15 protein-coding genes and 1 pseudogene are annotated in these 12,298 nt (G+C 60.7%); 10 read left to right on the forward strand and 6 right to left on the reverse strand.

Annotated features, from left to right (window positions below):
* Positions 1 to 38 precede the first annotated feature (38 nt).
* Together PKE98_RS08585 and PKE98_RS08590 are read right to left on the reverse strand one after the other, a co-directional pair.
* The gene (locus PKE98_RS08585; protein WP_271194841.1) at positions 39 to 338 is read right to left on the reverse strand and encodes a YciI family protein; all 300 of its coding nucleotides are present in this window, start codon (positions 336 to 338) and stop codon (positions 39 to 41) included.
* A gap of 1 nt (position 339) precedes the next feature.
* The gene (locus tag PKE98_RS08590) at positions 340 to 945 is read right to left on the reverse strand and encodes a septation protein A (RefSeq protein ID WP_271194842.1); all 606 of its coding nucleotides are present in this window, start codon (positions 943 to 945) and stop codon (positions 340 to 342) included.
* On the opposite strand from PKE98_RS08590, the gene PKE98_RS08595 reads away from it, so the two are divergent.
* Genes PKE98_RS08595 through PKE98_RS08625 form a run of 7 tightly spaced genes read left to right on the forward strand, consistent with a single transcriptional unit; the run spans position 859 to position 5,960 of the window.
* Positions 859 to 1,110 (forward strand): hypothetical protein, encoded by a 252-nt coding sequence (locus PKE98_RS08595; RefSeq protein ID WP_271194878.1) that lies wholly within the window; start codon positions 859 to 861, stop codon positions 1,108 to 1,110. The genes PKE98_RS08590 and PKE98_RS08595 overlap by 87 nt on opposite strands.
* A 2-nt stretch (positions 1,111 to 1,112) precedes the next feature.
* Complete coding sequence (locus PKE98_RS08600) at positions 1,113 to 1,976, forward strand: PHP domain-containing protein (RefSeq protein ID WP_271194843.1); 864 nt, start codon at positions 1,113 to 1,115, stop codon at positions 1,974 to 1,976.
* Between the two features lie 28 nt (positions 1,977 to 2,004).
* Complete coding sequence (locus tag PKE98_RS08605) at positions 2,005 to 2,634, forward strand: L-threonylcarbamoyladenylate synthase (protein WP_271194844.1); 630 nt, start codon at positions 2,005 to 2,007, stop codon at positions 2,632 to 2,634.
* A gap of 20 nt (positions 2,635 to 2,654) precedes the next feature.
* On the forward strand, positions 2,655 to 3,884 hold the full coding sequence (locus tag PKE98_RS08610; protein ID WP_271194845.1) for a tryptophan--tRNA ligase: 1,230 nt from the start codon (positions 2,655 to 2,657) through the stop codon (positions 3,882 to 3,884).
* An 8-nt stretch (positions 3,885 to 3,892) separates the two neighbouring features.
* The gene (locus tag PKE98_RS08615) at positions 3,893 to 4,717 is read left to right on the forward strand and encodes a segregation and condensation protein A (RefSeq protein WP_507763565.1); all 825 of its coding nucleotides are present in this window, start codon (positions 3,893 to 3,895) and stop codon (positions 4,715 to 4,717) included.
* A 29-nt stretch (positions 4,718 to 4,746) separates the two neighbouring features.
* Positions 4,747 to 5,763 (forward strand): SMC-Scp complex subunit ScpB, encoded by a 1,017-nt coding sequence (gene scpB, locus PKE98_RS08620; protein ID WP_271194846.1) that lies wholly within the window; start codon positions 4,747 to 4,749, stop codon positions 5,761 to 5,763.
* Between the two features lie 8 nt (positions 5,764 to 5,771).
* The gene (locus PKE98_RS08625; protein WP_271194847.1) at positions 5,772 to 5,960 is read left to right on the forward strand and encodes a DUF1289 domain-containing protein; all 189 of its coding nucleotides are present in this window, start codon (positions 5,772 to 5,774) and stop codon (positions 5,958 to 5,960) included.
* A 488-nt stretch (positions 5,961 to 6,448) separates the two neighbouring features.
* Here the strand turns inward: PKE98_RS08625 and PKE98_RS08630 are convergent, their stop codons facing one another.
* The 4 genes from PKE98_RS08630 to PKE98_RS08645 form a co-directional block, all read right to left on the reverse strand.
* Complete coding sequence (locus PKE98_RS08630) at positions 6,449 to 7,216, reverse strand: SDR family oxidoreductase (RefSeq protein WP_271194848.1); 768 nt, start codon at positions 7,214 to 7,216, stop codon at positions 6,449 to 6,451.
* Positions 7,217 to 7,303: 87 nt separating this feature from the next.
* Positions 7,304 to 8,371 carry a phosphotransferase family protein gene (locus PKE98_RS08635; RefSeq protein ID WP_271194849.1) on the reverse strand — a complete coding sequence of 356 codons (1,068 nt, stop codon included), beginning with the start codon at positions 8,369 to 8,371 and terminating at the stop codon, positions 7,304 to 7,306.
* 219 nt (positions 8,372 to 8,590) lie between these two features.
* Positions 8,591 to 8,905 carry an SCP2 sterol-binding domain-containing protein gene (locus tag PKE98_RS08640; RefSeq protein ID WP_271194850.1) on the reverse strand — a complete coding sequence of 105 codons (315 nt, stop codon included), beginning with the start codon at positions 8,903 to 8,905 and terminating at the stop codon, positions 8,591 to 8,593.
* 63 nt (positions 8,906 to 8,968) lie between these two features.
* Positions 8,969 to 9,679, reverse strand: a complete 711-nt coding sequence (locus tag PKE98_RS08645; RefSeq protein WP_271194851.1) for a histidine phosphatase family protein — start codon at positions 9,677 to 9,679, stop codon at positions 8,969 to 8,971.
* 256 nt (positions 9,680 to 9,935) lie between these two features.
* Here PKE98_RS08645 and sohB point away from each other — a divergent pair, with 256 nt between their 5' ends.
* From sohB to PKE98_RS08660, 3 genes and pseudogenes are all read left to right on the forward strand, one after another.
* The gene (sohB, locus tag PKE98_RS08650; protein ID WP_271194852.1) at positions 9,936 to 10,955 is read left to right on the forward strand and encodes a protease SohB; all 1,020 of its coding nucleotides are present in this window, start codon (positions 9,936 to 9,938) and stop codon (positions 10,953 to 10,955) included.
* 26 nt (positions 10,956 to 10,981) lie between these two features.
* Positions 10,982 to 11,968 carry a YhdH/YhfP family quinone oxidoreductase gene (locus PKE98_RS08655; protein WP_271194853.1) on the forward strand — a complete coding sequence of 329 codons (987 nt, stop codon included), beginning with the start codon at positions 10,982 to 10,984 and terminating at the stop codon, positions 11,966 to 11,968.
* Positions 11,969 to 12,096: 128 nt separating this feature from the next.
* Positions 12,097 to 12,298: pseudogene (locus PKE98_RS08660) on the forward strand (IS256 family transposase); the annotation flags it as partial.

A 12,298-nucleotide genomic window follows, 5' to 3' on the forward strand; every position in this document is an offset into this window, starting at 1 on the left:
GACTGCAACGGCTGTGTGTTGTACCCCAGGGCGAAACGTTACGGCAGAACCAGCTTGAACGGCTTGACCACTACATTGCCGTAAACGCCGGCTGCGCGGTACGGGTCGGCGTCGGCCCAGCTTTGCGCGGCATTCAGCGACTCGAACTCGGCCACAATCAGGCTGCCGCTAAAGCCGGCGGCGCCCGGGTCATTGCTGTCTACGGCCGGGTGCGGGCCGGCGAGCACCAGGCGGCCTTCGCTTTTCAGCTGTTCCAGGCGGGCGAGGTGGGAAGGGCGCACGGAAAGGCGGGCTTCGAGGGAATTAGCCACGTCGGTGGCGATGATCGCGTAGAGCATGTCAGTCCTTATTTTTAGCGGGGGCCGCAGGGTCGGCCTCAACGTCATGAATATGCTTGGCCAGGAAAATGCCCTGACCGATCAAGAACAGCAGGGTCATGCCCAGGCTGCCAAAGACCTTGAAATCCACCCAGATGCTCTGGAAGGTAAAGGCCACAAACAGGTTGGCCGCGCCGCTGACGATAAAGAACACAATCCAGGCAATGTTCAACTTCACCCAGATAGGCTCCGGCAAGCTGACCGCGTGGCCCATCATGCGTTGGATAAGCGGCTTGTCGCCGATGAAGTGGCTACCCAGAAAGGCGAGGGCAAACAGCCAACTCACCACTGGCGCTTTCCACTTCAGGAAGGTTTCGCTGTGAAAGGCCAGCGTGAGGCTGCCGAACACCAGGCAGGCAATCAGGGTAAGCCATTGGCTCTTTTCCAGACGCTTCTGCACGATAAAGAAAATGCCGTACACCACGATGGAGCTGGCGATCAGCATGGCGGTGGCGCTGAAAATACCGCCTAGCATGTAGGTATGACCAAAGAGGTCGACAGCGCGGGGTTCTATCTTGAAAACAACGAAAAACAGGATAAGCGGGATGAAGTCGAGGAATTGTTTCACAGTGGCAAGCCAGAAGCTGGATGTGCCGGCATAATAACAAACCCGAACCGTAGAGCTAGGCGCAGCGGCGCAGACTTTGTGCCGCCGTGTGGTTTTTTTCGTACCAACTCTTTGTCCGTGCTGTTATCTACTGATAACAACGTGCAAAACCCGAGAACATATTAGTTATGACTGTAGACCTGCACTGCCATAGCACCGCTTCCGACGGCGCCCTCGCGCCCGCCGTGGTGGTCGCCCGCGCCCATGAGCGCGGCGTGCGGGTTTTGGCCCTCACCGATCACGACACCCTCGAAGGCCTCGATGAAGCCCGCGCCGCCGCCGATGAGCTGGATATGCAACTGGTCAATGGCGTAGAGCTGTCCTGCACCTGGGGTGGCGCCACCATTCATGTCCTCGGTTATGGCTTCGCCGCCAACGCCCCGGCGCTGGTGCAAGCCATTGCCGACCTGCACAGCGGCCGCTGGCTGCGTGCCGAAGAAATCGACCGGCGCCTGGCCCTCAAGGGCATGCCCGGCGCCCTCGACGGCGCCCGCGCTATTCAAAAGGAACTCGGCGACAGCGGCAACGCCCCGGCCCGCCCGCACTTCGCCGACTTTCTGGTGCGCGAAGGCTACGTAAAAGACCGCGCCGAAGCGTTCCGCAAATGGCTGGGCTCGGGCAAGCTCGGCGACGTGAAACAACACTGGCCGACCCTGGCAGATGCCGTCGGCACCCTGCGTGAAGCCGGCGCCTGGGTAAGCATGGCGCACCCTTGGCAATACGACTTCACCCGCAGTAAACGGCGCAAGCTCATCATCGACTTCGTCGCCGCCGGCGGCCAGGCGCTGGAAGTGGTTAATGGCATGCAGCCGGCCGAGCAGATTGGCGGCCTGGCGATACTTGCCCGAGAATTCGGTCTGCTGGCCAGCGTCGGCAGTGACTTCCACGCCCCAGGAGACTGGTCGGAGCTGGGCATGTACCGCCCGCTACCGGAAGACCTGGCGCCACTGTGGCTGCGCTTCGATCATGTCCCACACGCTGCTGCCGGCTGAGCCGCATACCTTCGAGAAGGGAACTCCCGTGAGTCAATTTTTCCAGGTGCACCCGGAAAACCCGCAATCGCGGTTGATTAAACAGGCCGTAGAGATCATCAAGGCCGGCGGCGTGGTGGTGTACCCCACCGACTCCTCCTACGCTGTGGGCTGCCACATCGGCGACAAAACCGCCGTCGAACGCATCCGCCGCCTGCGCCAGCTCGATGACAAGCACAACTTCACCCTGGTGTGCCGCGACCTGTCGCAGCTCGGCCTGTTCGCCAAGGTGGACACCGGCGCATTCCGCCTGCTCAAAGGCCATACGCCGGGGCCCTACACCTTTATTCTCAACGCCACCCGCGAAGTGCCGCGCATGCTGCTGCACCCCAAGCGCCGCACCATCGGTCTGCGCGTGCCCAGCCACCCTATCGCTCAGGCGCTGCTGGAAGAGTTGGGCGAGCCGCTGATGAGCACCAGCCTGATTCTGCCCGGCGAAAAAGAGCCGATGAGCGACCCCTATGAAATGCGCCAGATCCTCGAACACCAGGTAGACCTGATTATCGACGGCGGCTTCGGCGGCCTGGAAGCCTCCACCGTGGTGAGCCTGGTGGACGATGAAGTGGTGCTGGTACGCGTCGGCTGTGGCGACCCCACGCCCTTCGAGGCAGACGCCTAAATGGCGACAGGAAGCGTCGCTTGAGCACAGTTGATCCGCAACGCCGTGTATTGTCTGGCATGCGCCCCAGCGGCCGGCTGCACCTGGGCCACTACCACGGCGTGCTGAAAAACTGGGTAAAGCTGCAGCACGAGTACGAATGCTTTTTCTGCATCGTCGATTGGCACGCGCTCACCACCGACTATGACGACGTCGGCAACATCGCCCAGCACGTTTCCGACATGGCGGTGGACTGGCTGGCCGCCGGCGTTAGCCCCAGCTCGGCCAATATGTTTATCCAATCCCAGGTGCCCGAACACGCCGAGCTGCACCTGCTGCTGTCCATGATCTGCCCGCTGAGCTGGCTCGAACGCGTGCCCTCGTACAAAGAGCAGCAAGACCAACTGCACCACAAAGACCTCGGCACGTACGGCTTTCTCGGCTACCCGCTGCTGCAAGCGGCCGACATTCTGCTGTACCGCGCCGGCCTGGTGCCGGTGGGCTCCGACCAACTGCCGCATATCGAATTCGCCCGCGAAGTGGCCCGGCGCTTCAACCACCTGTACGGCCGCGAGCCCGGCTTTGAAGCCAAGGCCGAGGCGGCGATTCTGCGGCTGGGCAAAAAAACTGCGAAGCTCTACAACAGCCTGCGCAAAGCCTTCCAGGAACAGGGCGACACCGAAGCCCTGGACACCGCCCGCGCGCTGCTCAAAGAAGTGCAAAGCATCACCCTGGGCGATAAAGAACGCCTATTTGGCTATCTCGAAGGCGGCGGTAAAGTGTTGCTGCCCGAGCCCCACGCGCTGCTGAGCGAGGCACCGAAAATGGCCGGGCTGGACGGCGGCAAGATGGCCACCTCCCATTTCAAGGGCGGCAATAGCAACGCCATTTTCCTGCGCGACACCCCGGCCGAGGTAGAAGACAAACTGCGGCGTATGCCCACCGACCCCGCGCGGGTGCACCGCGACGACCCGGGCGAGCCCAGCCGCTGCCCGGTCTGGCAGTTGCATGAGGTGTACTCCGATGAGCCCACGCTGCACTGGGTGCAACAGGGCTGCCGCAGCGCCGGTATTGGCTGCATCGACTGCAAAGGCCCGCTGATCGAGGCCGTGCAGGCCGAACTGAAACCGCTGCAACTGCGCGCCCTGGACTACCAGGACAGCCCGGAAGTGGTGCGCAACATCCTCGCCGAGGGCGCTGAACGGGCGCGCGACGAGGCCCGCGAAACCCTGATCGACGTGCGTGCTGCCCTCGGTTTGAACTACAGATAAAGGACCTTATGCAGGACACCACCGCAAGCGAAGTCGACAGCCAGGCCGGCGCTCAGCAAGAGCTGCCGTTCGCCCTGGTGTACGGCAAAGCCATCACCGAAATGCCGGTGGACCTGTATATCCCGCCCGATGCGCTGGAAGTGTTCCTCGAAGCCTTCGAAGGCCCGCTTGACCTGCTGCTGTACCTCATCCGCAAACAAAACATCGACGTGCTCGACATCCCGGTGGCTGAAATCACCAAGCAATACATGGGCTATGTCGAACTGATGCAGGCCGTGCGCCTGGAGCTGGCCGCCGAATACCTGGTAATGGCCGCCATGCTCGCCGAAATCAAATCGCGCATGCTGCTGCCGCGCTCCGCCGAAGCCGAGGAAGAAGAAGACGACCCGCGCGCCGAGCTGATCCGCCGCCTGCAAGAATACGAACGCTACAAAGCCGCCGCCGAAGGCATTGATGGAATCAGCCGCGTCGGCCGCGACCTTACCGTGCCGCGCCTCGACGCCCCTGAAGCGCGCGCGCGCAAACTGCTGCCCGACGTCAGCCTGGAAGAGCTGCTGCTGTCCATGGCCGAAGTGCTGCGCCGCGGCGACATGTTTGAAAGCCACCAGGTCACCCGCGAACAACTCTCCACCCGCGAACGTATGAGCGACGTGCTGGAACGCCTGAAAGGCGCCGGCTTCGTGCCCTTCGTCAGCCTGTTTCTCGCCGAGGAAGGCAAGTTGGGGGTGGTGGTCACCTTTATGGCCGTGCTGGAACTGATCAAGGAACAATTGGTAGAGCTGGTGCAAAACGAAGCCTTCGGGCCGATACACGTACGCGCCCGCGCCGAATAAAAAAAGCGCCGAATGAGAGCGGCTAAAGCATGAACCTCAACGACCCCAAAGAACTGGCCTCGCTGCTCGAAGCCTTCCTGCTAGCCAGCGGCAAGCCCCAGTCGCTCGAACGCCTGTACGAACTCTTCGAAGAAGCCGAACGCCCCGAGCCGGCCGTGTTCAAAAAAGCCCTGGCTGCCCTGGAAAAATCCTGCGCCGGCCGCGCCTTTGAACTCAAGGAAGTCGCCAGCGGCTACCGCCTGCAGGTGCGTGAAATCTACGCCCCGTGGGTCGGCCGCCTGTGGGAAGAGCGCCCGCAGCGTTATTCGCGCGCCATGCTCGAAACCCTGGCCCTGGTCGCCTACCGCCAGCCCATCACCCGTGGTGAAATCGAAGATGTACGCGGCGTGGCCGTAAACAGCCAGATCGTCAAAACCCTGCTCGAGCGTGAGTGGATACGCGTCGTCGGCTACCGCGACGTACCCGGCAAACCCGCCATGTTTGCCACCACCAAACAATTTCTCGACCACTTCAACCTGAAAAACCTCGACGAGCTGCCGCCTCTGGCCGCCCTGCGCGAACTGGAACCCGAGCCCATGCTCGGCTTCGACCAGGACGACCTACCGGTACCCGAAGGCCTGCAAGCCCGCGCCGACACCGCCACCGAAGGCGAAGAGGGCGCAGCGCCCGAGCCACGCGAAGAGAAAAGCTTCGGCAGCCTGCTGGCCGAGCTCGACCAGATGGAACAAGGCCTGAAAACCGACTTTAACGACCTGCCCGAAGACTACGAGCCGGCCCCCGTCGAGGCCCCCGTCAAGGAATACAGCGACGACAAACCCGTGCCCGCCGATCTGCAAGCCCGCGCTGACGCCGCATGGGCAGACGAAGACGACGAAATCGAGCAACCCATGTCCGCCGAAGAGGCGTTGGAAGTGCTGCGCAACAAGGTCGCCACGCAACCCGTGCCGCCACCGGCGCCGGCGTTTACACCAGAGCCGGAAGAAGAAAGTGAAGAAGAGGCGCTGGCGCGCGCCATCCGAGAAGAACAGGAATACTCCCGCGACTGAGGTACCCCATGGGCGACACCAAAGATCCTTGCATCAGCATCTGTAAATTCGACGATCGGATTTGCGTGGGCTGTGGGCGCAGTAAGGAGGAGATTAAAGGGTGGAAGAAGATGGGGAAGGGGGAGAAGCGCGAGGTGTTGGAGGCGGCGCGGGAGCGGTTGAAGGGGATAGGGAAAAAGAAAGGGAAGAAGAAGTAGGGCGGCAGGATCTGCGTTTGCAGAATGGAGTTAGCGTGTAAGCGTTGGTTGGTTGTGGAGTGAGAAGGGGACTTTGAAAGTCCCCTTTTTTGCGTTGTGGGGGTAGTGGTTTGGTTGAGAGGGCGTTGGCCAGGAGATTCTGGATCCCGAATCGTCGGACCGCCGCCTGAGCGGGGTGACGGAGTAATTTCAACTACCAGCGTCGCCCCAGCGGAGGCTGGGGTCCAGAGTTTTGAGGGGGACTGAAATCGTTGCCCTCACCCCAGCCCCCTCGCCTGTCCGGCCGACCTAGCGGGAGAGGGGCCTGATTGTGGCGGGGAGGGCGATTGAGGGTTGCAGGGTTCGCGAGCAAGCTCGCTCCTGCGACTGCGAAAATCAGCGCATGGCGTAGGTTGGGTTGAGCGCAGCGAAGCCCAACGTATGGTGGTAATCGCGACCAATAAAAAAGAGACCCGCAGGTCTCTTCGTTTGTCGCGCAAGGGGGCACCTCAGGAGAGGAAGCCGCCGTCGACATTCAGCGCCACACCAGTGGTGTAGCTGGACGCATCGCTAGCCAGGTACAGCACGGTACCGGCCATTTCGCTCGGGTCCGCCACACGTTTCAACGGAATCTGCGCCAGGGCCTGGTTCAGGATGGCGTCGTTTTTCACCAGTGCCGAGGCAAACTTGGTGTCGGTCAGGCCCGGCAGTAGGGCGTTGCAGCGGATGCCGAACTGGGCGCATTCCTTGGCGAATACTTTGGTCATGTTGATAACGGCAGCCTTGGTCACCGAGTAGATGCCTTGGAAGATGCCGGGCGAAATACCGTTGATGGAGGCGACGTTGATGATGCTGCCTTTGCCCTTTTCACGCATCAGCTTGCCGGCTTCGATGGACATGAAGAAGTAGCCACGAATGTTCACGTCTACGGTTTTCTGAAAGGCCGACAGGTCGGTGTCCAGTACGTTGCAGAACTGTGGGTTGGTGGCGGCGTTGTTGACCAGAATGTCCAGTTGGCCGAACTGTTCGCGGATTTGCGCGAATACGCTCTGAATCTGTTCCATCTCGCCGATGTGGCAGGCGATGGCGGTGGCTTTGCCGCCGTCGGCGATGATGGCGTCGGCCACGGCCTGGCAGCCTTCGATTTTGCGGCTGGAGACGATCACGTGTGCGCCTTGCTGGGCCAGCAGTTTGGCGATGGATTCACCGATGCCGCGGCTGGCGCCGGAAACGAAGGCCACTTTGCCGTCGAGGTCGAACAGATTGGTCTTGGACATGGGGTTCCCCTGATTCTGTTTGTAGGTGGAGATGAAGGGCTGAATCCGCCGCCACTAAACGGGCAGGGCGGCGGATTACAAGGCGCGTTACAGCGTGGATTTGTTGATGACTTGCAGGCTTGCCTGCTCCAGCAGCTTGTTCAGTTGAATGAACGAGGCGAAGCGTTTGTCCTGGGTTTGGCCGTGGAAGTAGCGGTAGTAGATCTGCTGCACGATGCCGGCTAAGCGGAACAGGCCGTAGGTGTAGTAGAAGTCGAGGTTTTTCACTTCGATGCCGGAGCGCTCGCCGTAGTAGTCGGCGAATTCCTGGCGGGTGAACATGCCCGGCGCGTTGCTGGGCTGGCGACGCATCATTTGCATCGGGGCCGAGTCGGCGGCGTCAATCCAGTAGGCCAGGGTGTTGCCCAAATCCATCAACGGGTCGCCGATGGTGGTCAGTTCCCAGTCCAGCACGCCGATGATTTGCGTCGGGTTTTTGCTGTCCAGAATCACGTTGTCCAGGCGGTAGTCGTTGTGCACGATGGCCGGTTTGTGGTGGTCGGCGGGCATCTTGTCGCGCAGCCAGGCTTTGGCCTCTTCCCAGCTCGGGGCGTCGGGGGTCATGGCTTTTTCGTAGCGGTCGGTCCAGCCGCCGATTTGCCGCTCTACATAACCTTCGGGCTTGCCCAGGTCGCCCAGGCCGCAGGCGTTGTAGTCGACGTTGTGCAGCTCGACGAATTTGTCGACGAAGTTTTTGCACAGCTCGCGGGTTTGCTCGGGGCTGAAGTTCATTTCGGCCGGCATATCGGTGCGCAGGATAATGCCGTTGACGCGTTCCATCACGTAGAACTCGGCGCCAATCACGCTCTCATCGGTGCAGTGCACGTAGGCTTTCGGGCAGTAGGGGAAGCCGGCGTTGAGCTGGTTGAGAATGCGGAATTCGCGGCCCATGTCGTGGGCCGATTTGGCTTTGTGGCCAAACGGAGGGCGGCGCAGCACGAACTCTTGCTCGGGGTATTCCAGCAGGTAGGTGAGGTTGGAGGCGCCGCCGGGGAACTGGCTGATCTTCGGCTCGCCAGTCAGGCCGGGAATATGGGCTTTGAGGTAGGGGTCGATAACGGCGGCGTCGAGTTCTTCGCCATTACGGATGCGGGTGGACTGGTCAGTAAGCGCCATACTTATCCCTTCTACTTATAATGAGGGCCTTAGATTATTGGCTAATCTAATGCCGTGGCAGGTGCCCTACAAGCCGCGCGGGCCCTTATTGGTGAGCGTGTTTTTGGATAATCATCCGGCCTGATTGCCGGCTACAACCTACGCGGCAGACGGGCCGCAGACGAAAAAAACCGGAGTCCAAAGACTCCGGTTTTTTATCAAGCGTAGACGCTATTTCCCTTAAACCGGGAACAGTTCGCCCAGTTTCATGGCCAGCATCATGTCGCCTTCGGCGCGCAGTTTGCCGCCCATGAAGGCTTGCATGCCGTCGGTTTCACCGGTGGTGATGCCGGACAGGGTTTCGGTGTTCATGATCAGGGTGACGTTGGCGTCTGGCGATACGCCGGTGGCCAGGTCTACGGTGCCGTCTTTAACGGTGAGGTAGAAGTCTTCGCCGTCTTCGATTTTGAAGCCGAATACCAGGTCCAGGCCGGCAGCGGCGGCAGGGTTGAACTTGGATTTCATGGTTTGAGCGATGTCAGCAACTGTGGTCATGATTCGATCCTTTATAGTTTTTTCAGGTTACGCGCGGCCTTGCGGGCCACAGTAGTCCGGAACTCAGCGGAAAGTGATGAGTTCCGGCGCCTTCAACAGTTCCAAATGCGCGTGACTGTTGAAGGAAGCCAGGGCCACCTCGCGACCGCGGAACTTGAAGCGGTTGAGCGAGGTGTTGACGATTTGCCAGTTCAGTTCGAAAGCCTGAGCTGCTGGTATTGCAGTAATAAGATGCAGCATGGCGGTAATGGTGCCGCCGGATGTGAAAACGGCGACGTTATCTTTGGCCGAGGCGCGTTCAAGAATGCGCGCCAGGCCGCCTTCCACTTGCTCCACGAACTCTTTCCAGCTTTGCAGGCCGGCTTTGGGGTGGTCGCCGGAAATCCAGCGGCCGATCAGCATCGCGAACAGGCGTTGGAATTCGGCGCGGTTGTTTTTGGCGTTGCGCAGGGTATCCAGCGCGTGGGGTTCGTGCGGCAGGATGTCGGGCAGCAGCGCGCGAATGACGGCGTCGGCGTCGAATTCGTTGAAGGCTTCATCGGTTTCCAGTTCCGGCGTGGCAATGCCAGCGGCCTGGAGTTGGGCGAGGGCGCCGGTGCCGGTGTTTTGCTGACGCAGCAGGCTGCCGGCAACCGCGCGGTCGAAGCGCACATCCAGCTGCGCCAGGTGCTTGCCGAGGATTTCGGCTTGCTGCACACCCACTTCGGACAGCACGTCGTAATCGTCGGCGCCGAATGAAGCCTGGCCATGGCGAATCATGTAAATGCTGCCCACGTGAGCGTTTCCCGCACGGTGAAAGTTTCGCGAGGGTATGAGGATAGGTGGGGTCTGTCAACGAAAAAACATACGCTTGTTTGAATCGCTATCACGGCGCTCTATAAGGCAGCGGGGCGACACAGGTTGGTATAGATAAGCCTCTCTGCGCCGCTGGCCGGGCACCGGCGGCGTCGGTATGCTTGGACCCCTTGCCCGCCGCTTGAAGGCGGGCGCCTATCTGCTATTTCGAGCTGCCGTTTACAGGAGAATACGCGTGGAGTTTCTTGCCGATTACGCTGGCTTTCTGGCCAAGACATTCACCGTGCTGGTGGCCATTGTGGTGGTGTTGCTGACCATTGCCGTACTGCGCGGCAAAGGACGTAAACGTAGTGGGCAATTGGAGGTCCATAAACTTAACGACTTCTACAAGGCCCTGCACGAGCGCCTGCAAGGCGCGATTCTGAACAAGGACCAGCTCAAGGTGCTGCACAAGGCGCAGGCCAAAGCGGACAAACTAGAGAAAAAGAAACCGTCGGAAAAACCGCGCGTGTATGTGCTGGACTTCGACGGCGATATCAAAGCCTCGGCCACCGAAGCGCTGCGCCATGAAGTGACAGCGCTGTTGAGCCTGGCCACGCCCAAGGACGAAGTGGTGCTGCGCCTGGAGAGTGGCGGCGGCATGGTCCACAGTTATGGCTTGGCGTCCTCGCAACTGGCGCGCATTCGCCAGGCCGGCGTGCCGCTGACAGTGTGCGTGGACAAGGTGGCGGCCAGCGGCGGCTACATGATGGCGTGTATCGGGCAGAAGATTGTCTCGGCGCCGTTCGCCATTTTGGGTTCCATCGGTGTAGTGGCGCAGTTGCCCAACGTGCACCGCTTGCTGAAAAAGCACGACGTCGATTTTGAAGTGCTTACTGCCGGCGAATACAAGCGCACGCTGACGGTGTTTGGCGAAAACACCGAGAAGGGCCGGGAGAAGTTTCAGCAAGACCTGGAAATCACCCACGAGCTTTTCAAGGACTTTGTCGCCAGCTACCGCCCGCAGCTGCAGATGGAAGAGATTGCCACCGGTGAGGTCTGGCTGGGCCAGCAGGCGCTGGGCAAAAAGCTGGTGGATGAGCTGATGACCAGCGACGAATACATCGCCACCAAGGCGAAAACCGCAGACGTGTTTCAACTGCACTATGCGCACAAGAAAAGTTTGCCGGAGCGGGTGGGCCTGGCAGCCAGCCTGTCTGTCGACCGCCTGCTGCTAACCTGGCTGAGCCGTTTGCAGCAACAACGTTTCTGGTAAGCCGATAACGGTCCAAGGAGAGCGATATGAGTAAGTTCAACGCACTACAGGTCAGTGAAGTGGCTGGCGTGTTCGAGCCGCAGGTGATCGAGCGTGACACCGCGGACCTTCCGTCTGGCGAGTTGCTGATCCGTGTGCAGTACTCCTCGCTTAACTACAAAGACGCGTTGTCGGCCAGCGGCAACCGTGGCGTCACCAAGAACTACCCTCACACGCCTGGTATCGATGCCGCCGGCGTGGTGGAGCAATCCAGCGTTGGCGAATTTGCCGCCGGTGATGAGGTGATCGTTACCGGTTACGACTTGGGCATGAATACCGCAGGCGGCTTCGGCCAGTACATCCGCATTCCGGCAGCCTGGGCGATCAAGCGGCCGCAAGGGCTGTCGCTGCGGGAGTCGATGGTGTTGGGCACGGCGGGCCTTACCGCTGCGTTGTGCGTGGACAAACTCGAACAGGCTGGCCTGCGCCCGGACAGCGGCCCGGTGCTGGTAACCGGTGCCACCGGTGGCGTTGGCAGTATTGCCGTGGTGCTGCTCAAGCGGCTGGGCTACACGGTGGCGGCGTCCACCGGCAAGGCGGAGCAGGCCGAGTTTCTCAAAGGGTTGGGCGCGAGCCAGATCGTCACCCGTGAAGACCTGCAAGCCGGCACCGAGAAAGCCATGCTCAAGGAGCAATGGGCCGGTGCAGTGGATACGGTCGGTGGCGACATTCTTTTCAACGTGGTTAAAGCCCTGCAATACGGCGGCAGCGTGGCCTGCTGTGGTTTGACAGCTGGCGTTGGCTTCAAAGGCAGCGTGATGCCCTTCATTCTGCGCGGCGTGAATTTGCTTGGCGTGGACTCGGTTGAGCTGCCGATGGTGGTGAAGGCATCGATGTGGGATCGTCTGTCGCTGCAATGGAAGCTTGATTTGGAGCCGCTGGTGGAGGAGGTGAGCTTGCAGCAGCTGCCGGAAGCTTTGACGCGCATTCTGGCCGGCAAGATGGTTGGGCGGGTGTTGCTGAGTCTTGGGTAAATCTGAGATCGAGGCGGCGGGTACCACCGAGGTGATAGTCGCCCTACGCCAAGTTTGAGATTGATCGAGGCTGAAGGGGGGTGTCAGAAATTTTGTGTTCGGGCATAACATGAGTAAGAGGTGCATGTATGCCGACCAAGAAGAAACCCGCGTTGCGAGAGCTGCCGAAAATCCCGAAAGAGCTGCTCGCGCAATTCAGCGATGGACCGATGACCGCTGAAGCCATTGAGGAGGCCTCTGCGGCGTTCAAGAAGGCCTTGATCGAGCGAGCCCTGAGTGCTGAGCTTGGCCACCACCTGGGCTATCCGCCGGGCGCGCAGCGCCCAGAGG

The organism is Pseudomonas turukhanskensis (assembly GCF_027922365.1).
Taxonomy (GTDB): Bacteria; Pseudomonadota; Gammaproteobacteria; order Pseudomonadales; family Pseudomonadaceae; genus Aquipseudomonas; species Aquipseudomonas turukhanskensis.

Bases quoted from the DNA above. Each gene is read 5' to 3' on its own strand.
- PKE98_RS08595 (WP_271194878.1), top strand. From the start codon at position 859: ATGACCAAAGAGGTCGACAGCGCGGGGTTCTATCTTGAAAACAACGAA.
- scpB (WP_271194846.1), top strand. From the start codon at position 4,747: ATGAACCTCAACGACCCCAAAGAACTGGCCTCGCTGCTCGAAGCCTTC.
- PKE98_RS08655 (WP_271194853.1), top strand. From the start codon at position 10,982: ATGAGTAAGTTCAACGCACTACAGGTCAGTGAAGTGGCTGGCGTGTTC.
- PKE98_RS08600 (WP_271194843.1), top strand. From the start codon at position 1,113: ATGACTGTAGACCTGCACTGCCATAGCACCGCTTCCGACGGCGCCCTC.
- PKE98_RS08630 (WP_271194848.1), bottom strand. From the start codon at position 7,216: ATGTCCAAGACCAATCTGTTCGACCTCGACGGCAAAGTGGCCTTCGTT.
- PKE98_RS08585 (WP_271194841.1), bottom strand. From the start codon at position 338: ATGCTCTACGCGATCATCGCCACCGACGTGGCTAATTCCCTCGAAGCC.
- PKE98_RS08615 (WP_507763565.1), top strand. From the start codon at position 3,893: ATGCAGGACACCACCGCAAGCGAAGTCGACAGCCAGGCCGGCGCTCAG.
- PKE98_RS08635 (WP_271194849.1), bottom strand. From the start codon at position 8,371: ATGGCGCTTACTGACCAGTCCACCCGCATCCGTAATGGCGAAGAACTC.
- PKE98_RS08640 (WP_271194850.1), bottom strand. From the start codon at position 8,905: ATGACCACAGTTGCTGACATCGCTCAAACCATGAAATCCAAGTTCAAC.
- PKE98_RS08625 (WP_271194847.1), top strand. From the start codon at position 5,772: ATGGGCGACACCAAAGATCCTTGCATCAGCATCTGTAAATTCGACGAT.